Origin of the sequence: Saccharomonospora amisosensis (assembly GCF_011761185.1) — a bacterium.
In the GTDB taxonomy this organism is placed as follows: domain Bacteria; phylum Actinomycetota; class Actinomycetes; order Mycobacteriales; family Pseudonocardiaceae; genus Saccharomonospora_A; species Saccharomonospora_A amisosensis.
In genome coordinates this window covers 4,458,238-4,471,487 of sequence record NZ_JAAOYM010000001.1, presented here as the reverse complement: position 1 = coordinate 4,471,487, position 13,250 = coordinate 4,458,238, and the positions used below count along the sequence as shown (strand labels likewise).

Here is a 13,250-nt window from a genome sequence, read left to right as displayed (position 1 = left end):
GGGGAGCTATGGATCTCGGGATCGACGGTCGAGTGGTGCTGGTCACCGGGGCGTCCGGCGCAATCGGCAGCGCCATTTCGAGGGTGTTCGCGGCAGAGGGAGCGCGGGTGGCCGCGGCCTGGCACAGCAACGAGGCGGGGGCGCGCAGCCTGGTCGACTCCATCATCGAGTCGGGAGGGGAGGCGATGACGGTGCGGATCGACCATCGTGACCAGGAGTCGATAGCGGATTCGGTGCGCCAGGTCGAACACGAGTTCGGTGAGGTCGCGATCTTGGTCGCGAACGCGGTTTCCTGGCCGACGACGATGACGGACACCTGGGAGAGCCTGACCGACGGCCTCACCACGAACACCGCCGGAACAATGGCCGTGATAGGGGCCGTCCTTCCCGGTATGCGGAAGGCAGGCTGGGGCAGGCTGGTGTTGATCTCGACCGACATCGTCGAGCAGCCGATGGCCGCGGGTGTGGCCTACTCCGCCGCCAAGGGCGCGCTGGAGACGGCGACAAAGGTGCTGGCGGTCAGAGAGGCCCGGCACGGCATCCTCAGCAACGTCGTGCGACCTGGCTTCACCCTGACCGAGCGGGCGCTGACCACCCCCGGATTCGGGCGGAAGGCCGTCGACTCGGAGGCGGCGAAGACGCCCACGCGCCGCATCTGCACACCTCAGGACGTCGCCTCGGCGGTCGCGTATCTCGGTTCTGCCGCGAACGGGCACGCCAACGGCGAGGTCCTCTCCGTGGCGGGCGGGCGGCACCTGACGCGGTGAAGTGCTGCCAGAGCGGGTTGTGATGCGTGGTGCCCGCTGACCGATCGGGCGGCTGGCATGATCGACAACGTGCGGCTCACCCCGGTCAACCGGACCTTCGCCATCACCCTGGTGCTCGGCTGGAACGAAAGCATCGCCGGGTGCGGTGCCAGGGCGGTCCGGACCCGCGACGCGGTGGGACCACCGGAGACACTGGAGACACTGGGAACACTGGTGATCGCCCACGACACCGGAAACAGCAATCCAGCGCTCGCGCTCTTCCGGGACCTCGTTGACCTCACCGGCAGTGTCTCCGGGTATCCGAACTACGTCGATTCCCGGCTGCTACGGCACATCGTGGACCACTCCCACCGTCCGGCGGATGCGGAGCTGCTGGGGTCGTCGCGTCGACCGGGCTGGCAGACCGACTGGTCCTGACGGGCCGCGCCGGGCAGCACCCACGTCACGTGATCACAACGACTGCGGTTGCGAAGGGAACCGAGGAGGAACAGGCTGCGTCAAAGACCATCGCCGACTGCTGTACACGACCTTCGGACGTCGGGAGAGCGCCGTGACCGAGTATCGCGCGCAGGTGGACGAGTTGCTCGCCGACTATCACCGCAGCAGGGAGCAACTGAGCACGGTGCATCGCGACCTCGCCGCGATCAGCGCCTCGGTGAGTAGCGAGGACGGGCTCGTCACCGCGGTCGTGGGTGCTCGTGGCACGCTGACCGACCTCATGATCGCGGACGACGCATACGACCGGTACCGCCCTGCGGAGTTGGCCGCGCAGATCGTGCGGCTGACGGGGGAGGCGACCGTCAGGGCGTTCTCCCTGGCGGCGGACGTACTCGCGCCCGCGCTGCCTTCTGGCACCGACCCGCAGGCACTGCTGCTCGGCACGGCCGATCTCACCGAGGACGACATCGCCACTTCCGGCCCGGAGGAAGAGGACGACGCCAGTTTCGAGGATCAGAACTGGCTCGACGACGGCGAATGGTCGGGAACGCGATGAACGGTGGCGTGGCGGGTTTCGGGGCCGACCCTCAGCGGCTGCTGTCGCATGCGGCCGAGTTGGAGGCGCTGTCGGGCAGAGCGCGGCGGCTGGTGGCCGAATTGCGGGATGCGCTGAGCGAGTCAGCTCAGCCGTGGGGCGCTGATGAGGTCGGGCGCAGCTTCTCCCAGACGCACGCGGGGCCTGCCGACGAGATACTGCGCTCGCTGGACGCGCTGCCCGACAGGCTCGGCGAAGTCGCGACGAGCTTCTCCCAAGCCGCTTCGGCCTACCAGGACGCCGACGAGGAAGCGGCGGACGGCATCGGCGGCATCGGGTCGGTCGGCTAGGGAGCGCGCATGGGTGTCGAACTACCCGCGGAACTCGCAGGCATCGCCGCCGAGACGGGCACCGCGTGGCCGCAGGCGGATGAGGACGCCATGCGTGAGCAGGCCGCGGCATGGCGCAGGGCGGCGCACGACCTCACGACGCTGGCCGGCGAGGCCGACTCGGCGGCGGGAAACGCACTCGACGCGATGTCCGGACCGGCCGAGGAAGCGGCCCGTCACAGGTGGTCCGGCATCGTGTCGGCCGGAAACGGCAGCATGATGGAGGCGGCGGCGGGTGCGAACCAGGCCGCCGATCGCCTCGAGCACGCCGCCGAACAGGTCGGTAAGGCCAAGGTGGAGATCGTGCGTCAGCTCGTGACAGCGGCGAGGAACCGCGACGCGGCTCTCGCGGCCGCGCAGGCCGGGCATCCGGGTGCACTGGCGGCGCTCGACACGACCCTGCGCGGCACGGCCGCCAACCTCGGTGCCGTCACCACCGGCCTCGCCGACGCGGTAGGACCGAGCGGGAGTGCACCACTCGACACGGCCACCGAACTCGTGGCACCGAACCCAGGCGCGCACACCTCGGGCGGCCAGTCGGGTTTGCTGGCCGCCACGACCGGACTGCCCGCCGAGGTGGTCGAGGAGGCACTCGGTGCACCTGACGGGCGGGGGCCCTCGGGCACGGTCGAGGTCGAGGTGGAGGAACCGCTCGCGGCGGGTGAGCCACACGATTCGGCACAGTCCCTGGACCTGGCCGAGCCGGTCGCGTTTGCCGAGAGCGTCGAACCGTGGCAGCCGCCGTCGCCGGAGTCCGAGCCGGACCCGCTGCCGCACGTGTGGCGTGGCCGCGAGGCACTCGACGGGCCCGCTCCTGTTCTCGCTGCTGGGCCGGAAGACACCGGCCCCATCGCCATCACGCACGCGAGGACGCCGCCGAGCGGGCAGCCCGCGGCAAGCCTGGGGTTCGCCGACGCGCCGACGCCGCCGAGCGGCACCGCGCTCGCGCCGCCACCGGCCGGGCAGTCGCACGGGCAGACGCACCTTGCCGGTTTCACCGGGGGTCCGGTCGCGGCGCAACCGGTCGCGGGGCCACCGGTCGCGGGGCCACCGGTCGCGGGGCAGTTCGCGCCGCAGCCACCCGTGCCCGCGGCACAGCCGTTCGCCGCTCCTCCCTACGCAGGCCAGCAGTTCGGTCCCGGTGCCGTTCCCTACGGTCCCGTCGCGGGCGGCCCACCAGTACCAGGCGCACCCGCCACAGCGGCACCCACGGCCGGGCCCGGCCACGCCCCGCGAGCCGCGCCGCCCCAGTCATTTCGGTGGGGGCCGGAACAGCACCACCAGCAGCGCGCCCCGCACCCGCCGCAGGCGCCCGACCCCGCGCGCCCCCAGCAGCCTGCCGCGCACCCGCCGGTGGGTGCCGCGAGGCAGGATCGACAGAGTGTGGTCGCGCTGTTTCTGGTGCACATGTTCCCGATCGGGCACCTTCCTGTCGCCACGGACAAACCGGCACGGCAGTTGCCGGTGCCTGCCGGCGACTGCGACTACGCCGCAGGGCTTCGGTTCCCGCCGCACGACCATCCCGAATCCGGCACCATCGACCCCACCGTCGCGCTTGCCTCGCTGCGCGCGGGGGTACGCCAGCCCGCACCGCCGCCCGCCGAGGTGCTGCCGTGCCCGCCCGCCACGTTGTCGGAGGGCCACGATCCGCTCGGCGGGATGGACGAACGCGAATGGGATCGGCGCTACGTGGTGCACGCCGGGCAGCGAGCCGAGTTCGCCTGGCCTCCAGGGGAGCGCTACCCCGAGGGTGGGTGCGAGCCCGGCGAGCCGGTGCTGCTCGCGCCGGACACGGTGCTCGACCGGTTCGGTACCGCGTTGGGCAGGGTGTTCGCCGAGGACGGCACCCCGTTCGCGCGGCGTTCGCTGCCACCGGCGTTGCTGGAGGCAGGCTACCGGCGCTATCGCGTGCTCCGCGAGCTGCCGATGTGGCGGGCACTGTCCGCCCCATGGTTCGGCCAGCCGGGGGGCGGGGTGCGGTACCGGTCGGTGTACTCGGCGGCGGAACTGGTGACATTGGGTTATCTGGCTGACGTCACGTTCGAGGAGAGGCCATGAACGTCGAGTCGATCGTGCGCTGGCTGGATGCCGTCGGCATCCCGCAAGAGGTGGTGTCGATCGGAGCCGAGGCCGACAACACGTGGTGCCTGCTGCGTACCGAAGACGTCTGCGAGGACGGCGACGTCGCGTGGGAGGTGTTCTGGCGAGAGCAGGGCAACCGCTACGACTGGGCCCGGTTCAGCAACGAGCAGGTCGCCTGTCACTACCTGTTCGGGAGGCTCACCTGGGCGCAGGTGGTGCGCGGAGCCGTCGGCGTGCTGCCCTAGCGCGCGCGTCTAGCCGCGCCGTGCCCCGTCGATCGTGGCCAGCGCGTCGTCGTGCAGCAGCCCGTTGGTCGACAGCGCCGAGCCGCCGTCGATGCGAGAGCGCCCTGCCAGGTCGGTGAAGCGGCCACCCGCCTCGGTGACGAGCACTCGCACGGCGGCCACGTCCCACGGATTGACGATCGGCTCGACCGCCACGTCGATCGCGCCCTCCGCGACAAGGCAGTGCTGCCAGAAGTCGCCGAACGCCCTGCTCTCCCAGCAGGCGTCCACGAGTGCGAGGTAGGCGGCTCTTGAGTGGTGCTCCACCCATGAGCCCAGGTCGGTCGTCGATACGTAGGCGTCGGCCAGCGCCGACACCCGTGACACCGCGAGCCTGCGCTCGCCGGAGGAGTCCCGCAGCCAGGCTCCGCCGCCCTCGCCCGCCCACCAGCGCCTGCCGAGTAGCGGCGCGCTGATCATGCCGACCACCGGCGTGCCGTTCTCGACCAGCGCGATCAGCGTCGCCCAAACCGGTGTTCCGCGCAGGAAGTTCTTGGTTCCGTCGATGGGGTCCAGTACCCACACCCGGCCCTGGCCACCGACAGCACCGCCGCGCTCCTCGCCCGCGACACGGTCACCAGGGCGACGCCGCGCGAGCAGGTCGCGCACGGCGTCCTCCACCGCGGTGTCGGCGTCGGTGACCGGAGTGCGGTCTGGTTTGCTGCCGACGGCCAGGTCGAGGGCACGGAAGCGGGCGGTGGTGATCGCGTCGGCGGTGTCGGCCAGCTCGCCCGCGAGCATCAGGTCAGAGGAGTAGCGGGACACGGTCACGATGTTTTCATGTGGTCGCGCCGTAAGGTTGGCGAGGTGAGCGTGGTCCTACTTGCCGAAGACGATCCGGCGATCGCGGAGCCGCTTTCCCGCGCGCTCGAACGGGAAGGTTACGAGGTCGCGGTCGTCGCCGACGGCCCGTCGGCACTGGACGCGACCTCGCGTGACCGGGTGGACCTGCTGGTGCTGGATCTCGGCCTGCCCGGGATGGACGGCCTCGAGGTGTGCCGCAGGCTGCGGGCCACGGATGCCGGGCTGCCCGTGCTGATGCTGACGGCAAGGACCGACGAGGTCGACTTCGTCGTGGGGCTTGACGCGGGAGCCGACGACTACGTGGCCAAGCCGTTCCGGCTTGCCGAGCTGCTGGCGCGCATTCGGGCGCTGCTGCGCCGCAGGGCCCCCGAGGTGCTCGAGGCGGGCGGGGTGCGCATGGACGTCGGCGCTCGCCTGGTGACGGTGGACGGCTGCGAGGTGCAACTCGCCAACAAGGAATTCGAGTTGCTGCGCGTGCTGCTCGGTCGCGCGGGGCAGGTGGTGAGCAGGGAGGAGATCCTTTCGGAGGTCTGGAACGACCTGGAGTCGAAGACCTCGAAGACGCTGGACATGCACATGTCGTGGCTGCGCCGCAAGCTCGCGGGCGGCGACAACGGCGGTCGCAAGCCCGGCGAGGAGCGCATCGCCACGGTGCGCGGGGTCGGCTTTCGCTTCAACACCGAGTGAGTCATGCGGCGGCGCATCCTGCTCGCCATCCTGCTGGCCGTGGCGGTCACCGGGACCGCCCTCGGTATCCCGCTCGGCGTAACCGGATGGCTGCTGGTCGACAACCTGCAACGGGAAGACCTCGCATCCAGCGCGCAGCGGATCGCGGCAATCCTGGACGACCAGCTCGCCGACGACAGGCCGTTGGATCTGGACCCGGTGCGGGTTGCCGTGCCAAGGGACGGCCTGCTCACCGTGCGCGGGGCCACAACGGGCGAACTCGTGTACGGCAGCTACCCCGGGTCTGACGTGGTGGTGGAGACCGTTCCGATCGCCAAGGGTGGGACCGTGGAGCTTGCGATCCCGGCGGGGCCGATGCGGGCACGACAGACGCAGGTGGCGATGGCGGTCGTGCTGCTGGTGGTGCTCTCGGTCGGCTCGGGCACGATGGTGGCCACGGTGACCGCCCGCAGGCTGGCCCGGCCGCTGCGGCACGTCGCCGACCGTGCCGCGCGACTTGGCGGGGGTGACTTCCGTGCCGACCAGCGTCGCTACGGGGTCGGTGAACTCGACATGGTCGCCGACGCCCTCGATGCGTCCGGTTCGGCGCTGGCTCAGCTCGTGCAACGGGAACGCCAGCTCGTCGGCGACGTCTCCCACCAGTTGCGCAGCAGGCTGACCGCGCTGCAACTGCGGTTGGAGACTCTGACGGCGCATGATGACCCCGAGGTGCGCGAGGACGCGCGAGCGGCGCTCGAACAGGCCGACCGGCTGGCGACCGTGCTCGACGAGCTGCTCGCCGCCGCGAGGGCCGCCAGCGAGGTGGGTGCCGAGCCGGTGGAACTGTCGACGCTGCTGTCACACATCGCCGAGGAGTGGCGCCCGCAGTTTCGGGCGCACGGGCGCACGTTGCGGGTGCGTGGCGCTGACGCGCTGATGGCGAGGGCTACCCCCGCGCGGCTGCGGGAAGTCGTCGGAGTGCTGCTGGACAACGCGTTGCGGCACGGTGGCGGCACCGTGACGGTCACCGCACGGCGGGGAGACTCCGAAGGCACCGTGGTTGTGGAGGTGGCCGACGGCGGCCAGGGGGTGCCAGAAGAACTGGCCGCGCACGTGTTCGACCGCGGTGTCTCCGGCGGTGGCTCCACCGGTGTGGGGCTCGCGCTCGCCCGTGCCCTCGCCGAAGCCGACGGCGGCAGGCTCGAGCTTTCGGTGAAGAAGCCCGCTACGTTCAGCCTGTTCCTGCGGGTACCGACGCCCGCGGATGTCGGGGGAGTGAGCTGGCCGCCCGAGCGGGTGCCCCGCTAGGCCCGCACTCGCCGTTCGGTGGCGACGGCGGCGTCCTCGCCACGCCGATCACCCAACTCGTCGGGGAACACCCAACGCTTGAAACCCCAGAAGCGAAACGCCATCGCAAGCAGCATGCCCAGCACGGACCCGCTCGCGAAGTCGGCGACTTCCTGCACGAGTAGTGACACGTGCGGTACCTCGAGGTTGAAGACGTTCCGTGAGGCGTACAGCGGGATCAGGTTCACCACCACGGCTACCCCGCTGACCAGGAAAAACAGCGCCGCTTCGTGGGGGCGTTCCCGGCCGCCACGAGTGCGGAACGACCACTCCCGGTTGAGCACGTACGACACGATCGTGGCGATGATGATCGCGATGCCCTTCGCGGTCGTGGGCTTGGCCTCGAGCACCGTCAGCTTGAGCAGGTACCAGATGCCGTTGTCGACCAGGAAGGTGGTGCCACCGACCACCGCGAACTTGAGCAACTCGCGGTGCTTGATGAGCACCGCCCGCAGCGGCTCAGGCACGTGGGCCAGCACGGATTCGACGACAGCCACGCCCGCAGTCTACGCAGTTGAGGTGTCCGCGCTGTCAGCACGGCGTTTCTCCTGCGCAGGCTGCCTGCCGGTCATCGACGTCAGGACAGCCTCGCTCTCACCCGCCGAGCAGGCCCTCCACCGGCCGTTGCCTGACGACGGGCGGCAGCACCTCTCGCAGGTGCGGAGCCGATGGAGGCTCGGCGTCGCCGGTCGTCGGCTCCTCCGAACCCGGACCACCTCGTTGGGGAACCTCATCCCGCGCGCAGTGGCCGTACCCGCACGCGAATTCCACCGTCTCGGTGACGCGAGCGTGGCCCACGGTCGCGGACACGGTCAGTTCCAGCACGTGTCGCTGATCCCGGTAGGGCACGTACAGCATCCGGAACGACTCTCCTGGTCGCAGCGGCCGGAGGGGCGAGCAGCGTGGCCGGTTCCCGCTGTCGCAGTTCAGTGCGCCGCCGCGAGGAAACGCCATGCCGGGCCGGTCGAACTCAACCCTCGCCCTGCGTGGCGACCTGCCGCCGTTGCGTACCTCCACCGAAAGCGCCCTTGGCCGCTCGCCGAGCAGCTTCTCCGTCTCCAGTTCGGCCACGTCGCCCGCGCGCACGGTGAGGGGCACGCTGATGTCGGCTCGCTTGCTGGCTCCGAGGCCGAGCGAGCCGGTGATCCGGCCGGCCTCCGCGTTGCCCGCCGCCCGCAGCCACAGCCTGAACACCGCCGACTCGCCGGGCGCCAGACCGCCGCGCTCGCAGGTCACCGTGCCCGTTCCGGCGGGGCAGTTGATGTCGTGACCCCCGGTGGGTGTACGTGCTGTGCCGACCGGCTCACCCGCCACGTGGCCCTGCGGCGAGCCTCCGCCACCACCCGGTGCTACGGCGCTGATCCCGGGCGGCAACCGCAGGGTCAGCTTGACGCCGCTGGAAGTGCTTTCGCCCTCGTTGCGGACCGTGAACGGCAACTCCGCGGGTGCGCCGTCGGCTTCGAGAACGAGTTCGGACACGTGCTCGCGCAGCACCACCCTGGCCGGTCCGGGCGCGGGCTCCTCAGCAGGCCGTGACGTGCTGGGCGCGGTAGGCAACGGTGGCGTGCGGGTGGCGGGCAGCGACGGGATCAGCGGTGCGGAAGTAGCGGGTGGAAGCAGCGGAGGGACCGGTCCTGGCTCGGGCAGCGGCTGCTGGCTGCTGGGTGGGGTGGGCACCTGCGTGGCCGACGGCGGCCGTTGCGCCAGCGGCGGCGAGACCCCGCCTGCCGCCAACGCGATGGCGATCGCGGCAGCCATAGCCACACCGGAGCCCGCCACACCGACGAACTGGCGAGGGCTCGCGGGCGCTATCGCGGTCCCGGCGTCCGTCGTATCGCCCGGGGAGGCGCTGCTTTCGGTGGCAGGCGGCTGTGCGGCCAGTTCTTTGGCCGCACCCGCGCCCGTCGTCGCCAGGTAGTCCGCCACAAGGCCACCGAGCACGAGCGGCGCCACCACCGCACGGAGCGCGCTGTTGACGTCGGCCAGTTCGGCCGCGAGCGCCCCGCACCTGGGACACCGGTCCAGATGCGCTTCCACCTGCGCGCGTTCCCGCCTGGACAGCGCGTGCCTCGTCCACGCCCCGAGCCTGCTCACCGTCGCCCTGCACCGCTGCTGTTCGGTCTCGGCGAGGTGAGCCTGTAGATACGCCTGCCGCAACCCCTCCCTCGCGCGGTAGGCCAGCGCCGAGACACCGTTGGGTGTGAGGCCGAGCAGCGGCGCCACCTCGGCAGGTGACTGGCGTTCGATTTCGGTATGCCACAGCACCGTCTGCCAACGTTCGGGAAGCCTGCCGAACGCCTTCGCGGCCAGCGATCGTTCCAGTCCTCGCACCGCGGTGTCGGTGAACGGCACCTTGAGCGCGTCGACACCCTCCTCGACGCTGGTGATGTCGGCGGTGAGGTCAACGCGCCGGTCCTTGCGTGCCCGGTCGTATGCGACGTGCCGCAGCGTGGTGAGCAGGTAAGCCCGGAACGCACTGTCCGGTCCCTTACCCGCACGCAGTGCGTCGAGCACCTTCGCGAACGCCTCGGACACCAGGTCGTCGGATTCCGTCGCGGAACGAGTCAACTGGCGCGCCAGGTTGTACGCCGCGGCCACGTGGCGCTCGTAGAGGGTGCCGTACGCCTCGATCCTGCCCTCGCGCACCGATGCGATCAGCTCGGCATCGCTGCTGCCCTTGGGGTCCGGGAGGGCGGTCGACACGGCGCTCCTTCCTTGCCTGTGCCCGGCTCGACAACCGTGCAGGCCAAGTGTGACGGACATCCCGGCGGTGGGCACCGGGCGGGTGTGTCACCACCGGTGTACGCCGCGTAGTGCCGGGGTTGCCACCGAAGTCGATGTCGTTTCGTGATTTCCTAGTTGCCGTGAGGCTGTCGATACCCGTCGGATTGTGAGGCGGCCATGCCGGTCACTCTCGAACCCGAGGTGCGCGCCGCCCCGGAATCCAAGCTGTCGCTGAAGGATTCGCTCGGCAGGCTGTCCGTGCGGCCCCGCTCGGTCGCGCTGCTGCTCGCGCTGCCTTCGGTGTCGCTGCTGGCCGGTGTGCTGGGCTGGCTGTTCGACTGGCGGCTCGGTGTCGACAGCGCCGTCTACCGCGCGGGCGCGATCACCCTGCTGCACGGCGAGCCGCTGTACAACGCCAACACACTCGGGCCCGAGCCGTGGTGGGCGTTGTTGCCGTTCACCTACCCGCCGACCGCCGCGCTGCTGTTCGTGCCGCTCGCGGTGTTGCCGGTGCAGGTCGCGTGGGGCGTGGTCGCCGCGGTGTCGTTTCTCGCGCTGGCACTGGTGATCCGGGTGACGATCGCGTCGCTGCCGCTACCCCGTGGCGAGGTACCGCGCTGGGCCTCTCCCGCCCGCGCTACGTTGATCTTCGGCGTGGTGTTCCTGGCGCTGGAACCGGTGTGGCGAACCGTGTTCCTCGGCCAGATCAACCTGATCCTGATGGCGCTGATCGTGCTGGACGTGCTGGTGATCTGCCGCAGGGACAGCCGCTGGGGCGGGGTACTGGTCGGTGTCGCCGCCGCCGTAAAGCTCACCCCGTTGATCTTCATCCCGCACCTGCTGTTCACCGGCAGGCGAATGGAGGCGCTTCGCGCACTCGGTACGTTCGTCGGGCTGCAAGCGCTGCTGTTCGCGCTGGTGCCCGGCGACGCCATGCGATTTTGGACCCACACCATCAGCGACCAGGGCCGTATCGGCCCGATGCACTGGGCGGGCAACCAGTCGCTGAACGGCCTCATCAACAGGCTGTCCGATCTCGCGCCGTGGTCGTCATCCGTGGCGCTCGCCATGGGCGCCGCCCTCGCGCCGCCTGCGGTGTGGCTGATGCTTCGGTTCCATCGCAGCGGAGAGTCGCTCGCCGCGCTGCTGGTCACGGCGTTCTACGCGTTGCTGGTGTCCCCGGTCTCGTGGTCACACCACTGGGTGTGGGCGGTGCCGCTCATCGTGCTGCTGGTCTCCCGGCTGCCGCTGACGACGCCCGCGACGGCGTGGAAGCGGTGGGCAGCCGCCGGTGCGGTGATCGTGGTGTTCGTGAGTTGCGTGCTGCTGGTGCTGCCCAACGGGCGCAACCTGGAACTGCACTGGGCGTTTTGGCAGTACGTGCTCGGCAGCGCCTACCTGCTCGTGCCGCTGTGCCTTGCCGCCGTGCTCGGCCTGCGTTGGCTGTGGCGCAGGAAACGGGCGTGACCGTGCTCGATTAGGCTGAGCCCATCATGGACACCCGCACCGGACTCCCCATCGTCGGCATGGTCGGCGGCGGTCAACTCGCCAGAATGACCCACCAGGCGGCCATCTCGCTCGGCCAGTCGCTTCGTGTGCTCGCTGCTGGCGAGCACGACTCGGCGGGCCTGGTGGCGGGCGAGGTGGTGTACGGCCATCACACCGACCTGGAGGCACTGCGCTCGTTCGCTCGTGGTGTCGATGTCGTCACCTTCGACCACGAGCACGTGCCGGGTGAGCACCTGCTGACACTGGCCGGCGAGGGCTTCCAGCTACGACCAGGTCCCTACGCGCTCGCGTTCGCACAGGACAAGCTGCTGATGCGGGAGCGCCTCGCGGGTCTCGGCTTTCCTGGGCCGCCGTTCACGGAGGTCACCGGGGTCGAGGACGTACTGAAGTTCGCCGACGCGCGTGGCTGGCCTGTTGTACTCAAGGCCGCGAGGGGCGGCTACGACGGCAGGGGGGTGTGGCCGCTGGATTCGCCGGACGACGCCCGCGGCCTGATACCCGAACTGCTGGAAGCGGGGACACCGCTGCTGGTCGAGACCAGGGTCACCATGCGGCGGGAGCTGTCCGCGCTGGTGGCGCGCTCACCCTTCGGGCAGGGAGCGGCCTGGCCGGTCGTGGAGACCGTGCAGTCCGGAGGTATCAACACCGAGGTACTGGCGCCCGCTCCCGGGCTGTCGGCGCGGCGCACCCAGGAGGCGCAGGACCTGGCGCTGCGCATCGCGGAAGCGCTTGATGTGGCGGGTGTGCTCGCCGTCGAGTTGTTCGAGACCGACGGCGGACTGCTGGTGAACGAGCTGGCCATGCGGCCCCACAACTCGGGGCACTGGACGATGGACGGCTCGGCGACGTCGCAGTTCGAGCAGCATCTTCGCGCGGTGCTCGACTACCCACTTGGGGCGACGGAACTGCTCTCGCCCACCGTGATGGCCAATGTGCTAGGCGCCCCCGCCTCGCCCGCGATGCGGCCTGACGAGCGGCTGCACCACCTCTTCGCGCGGTTCCCCGACGTACGGGTGCACCTGTACGGAAAGGGTGAGCGTCCGGGCCGCAAGCTGGGGCACGTGAACCTGCTCGGCGAGTTGACCCCGAGACTGCGCGAGAAGGCGCGGCTGGCGGCGCATTGGCTTTCCCACGCCGAATGGCTCGACGGCTACGAGACCCACCGAGGAGAACGGTGACCGCACAGGTAGGCCTGATCATGGGCAGCGACTCCGACTGGCCGGTGCTCGAGGCGGCGGGGCAGGCACTGCGGGAGTTCTCGGTGCCCTACGAGGTGGGCGTGTACTCGGCGCACCGGACGCCGCGACGGATGCTGGACTACGCGCGCTCGGCGGCGGGCAGGGGAATCAAGGTGATCATCGCGGGGGCGGGCGGAGCCGCGCATCTGCCCGGGATGGTCGCGTCGGCGACCCCGCTGCCCGTGATCGGGGTTCCCGTGCCGCTGAAGCACCTGGACGGGCTGGACTCGTTGCTCTCGATCGTGCAAATGCCAGCGGGGGTGCCGGTGGCCACGGTTTCGGTCGGTGGTGCGCGCAACGCGGGCCTGCTCGCCGTGCGGGTGCTGGCCGCGGGCGACGATGCCCTGCGCGAGCGGATGGAGCGGTTCCAGGCGGACCTGGAGCAGCTCGTGCTTGACAAGGACGCCGCGCTGCGCGCCCGACTCGGCGAGTAGCGGCGGGGCGAACGGGCGCCCCGCCCGCCGACG

At 70.7% G+C, this 13,250-nt stretch carries 14 protein-coding genes; 11 read left to right on the top strand and 3 right to left on the bottom strand.

The window, feature by feature from the left end; genetic code table 11:
* Positions 1-8: 8 nt before the first annotated feature.
* The 6 genes from FHU38_RS21730 (at position 9) to FHU38_RS21705 (ending at position 4,456) form a co-directional block, all read left to right on the top strand.
* Positions 9-767 (top strand): SDR family NAD(P)-dependent oxidoreductase, encoded by a 759-nt coding sequence (locus FHU38_RS21730; RefSeq protein ID WP_167174481.1) that lies wholly within the window; start codon positions 9-11, stop codon positions 765-767.
* A gap of 57 nt (positions 768-824) precedes the next feature.
* Positions 825-1,184, top strand: a complete 360-nt coding sequence (locus FHU38_RS21725; RefSeq protein ID WP_167174477.1) for a hypothetical protein — start codon at positions 825-827, stop codon at positions 1,182-1,184.
* A gap of 133 nt (positions 1,185-1,317) precedes the next feature.
* Positions 1,318-1,761 (top strand): YbaB/EbfC family nucleoid-associated protein, encoded by a 444-nt coding sequence (locus FHU38_RS21720; RefSeq protein ID WP_167174474.1) that lies wholly within the window; start codon positions 1,318-1,320, stop codon positions 1,759-1,761.
* Complete coding sequence (locus tag FHU38_RS21715; RefSeq protein WP_167174471.1) at positions 1,758-2,090, top strand: WXG100 family type VII secretion target; 333 nt, start codon at positions 1,758-1,760, stop codon at positions 2,088-2,090. Before FHU38_RS21720 ends, FHU38_RS21715 begins: the two co-directional genes overlap by 4 nt.
* A 9-nt stretch (positions 2,091-2,099) precedes the next feature.
* A complete protein-coding gene (locus FHU38_RS21710) occupies positions 2,100-4,187 on the top strand; it encodes a glycohydrolase toxin TNT-related protein (RefSeq protein ID WP_167174468.1) in 2,088 nt (695 codons plus the stop codon).
* Positions 4,184-4,456, top strand: a complete 273-nt coding sequence (locus FHU38_RS21705; RefSeq protein WP_167174465.1) for a hypothetical protein — start codon at positions 4,184-4,186, stop codon at positions 4,454-4,456. Before FHU38_RS21710 ends, FHU38_RS21705 begins: the two co-directional genes overlap by 4 nt.
* Before the next feature lie 9 nt (positions 4,457-4,465).
* Here the strand turns inward: FHU38_RS21705 and hisN are convergent, their stop codons facing one another.
* Positions 4,466-5,266: a histidinol-phosphatase gene (gene hisN / locus FHU38_RS21700; protein WP_167174462.1), complete on the bottom strand. Its 801-nt coding sequence runs from the start codon at positions 5,264-5,266 to the stop codon at positions 4,466-4,468.
* A gap of 9 nt (positions 5,267-5,275) precedes the next feature.
* Between hisN and FHU38_RS21695 the strand changes: the two genes are divergently transcribed.
* Both FHU38_RS21695 and FHU38_RS21690 read left to right on the top strand, forming a co-directional pair.
* Positions 5,276-5,986 carry a response regulator transcription factor gene (locus FHU38_RS21695; protein WP_167174460.1) on the top strand — a complete coding sequence of 237 codons (711 nt, stop codon included), beginning with the start codon at positions 5,276-5,278 and terminating at the stop codon, positions 5,984-5,986.
* 3 nt (positions 5,987-5,989) lie between these two features.
* Positions 5,990-7,273, top strand: coding sequence for an ATP-binding protein (locus FHU38_RS21690; protein WP_167174457.1), 1,284 nt, complete (start codon positions 5,990-5,992; stop codon positions 7,271-7,273).
* Here the strand turns inward: FHU38_RS21690 and FHU38_RS21685 are convergent.
* The gene (locus FHU38_RS21685; protein WP_167174456.1) at positions 7,270-7,809 is read right to left on the bottom strand and encodes a GtrA family protein; all 540 of its coding nucleotides are present in this window, start codon (positions 7,807-7,809) and stop codon (positions 7,270-7,272) included. The two genes, FHU38_RS21690 and FHU38_RS21685, sit on opposite strands and share 4 nt — an antisense overlap.
* 97 nt (positions 7,810-7,906) lie before the next feature.
* Positions 7,907-10,015 (bottom strand): sigma-70 family RNA polymerase sigma factor, encoded by a 2,109-nt coding sequence (locus tag FHU38_RS21680; RefSeq protein WP_313886851.1) that lies wholly within the window; start codon positions 10,013-10,015, stop codon positions 7,907-7,909.
* Positions 10,016-10,213: 198 nt separating this feature from the next.
* On the opposite strand from FHU38_RS21680, the gene FHU38_RS21675 reads away from it, so the two are divergent.
* From FHU38_RS21675 to purE, 3 genes are read left to right on the top strand one after another with little or no spacing between them, the layout of a single operon-like run.
* Positions 10,214-11,503 carry a glycosyltransferase 87 family protein gene (locus tag FHU38_RS21675; RefSeq protein WP_167174450.1) on the top strand — a complete coding sequence of 430 codons (1,290 nt, stop codon included), beginning with the start codon at positions 10,214-10,216 and terminating at the stop codon, positions 11,501-11,503.
* A 26-nt stretch (positions 11,504-11,529) separates the two neighbouring features.
* Positions 11,530-12,723, top strand: coding sequence for a 5-(carboxyamino)imidazole ribonucleotide synthase (locus FHU38_RS21670; protein ID WP_167174447.1), 1,194 nt, complete (start codon positions 11,530-11,532; stop codon positions 12,721-12,723).
* A complete protein-coding gene (purE, locus tag FHU38_RS21665; protein WP_313886850.1) occupies positions 12,720-13,217 on the top strand; it encodes a 5-(carboxyamino)imidazole ribonucleotide mutase in 498 nt (165 codons plus the stop codon). The genes FHU38_RS21670 and purE overlap by 4 nt, the downstream gene beginning before the upstream one ends.
* The last annotated feature ends 33 nt before the right edge of the window (positions 13,218-13,250 follow it).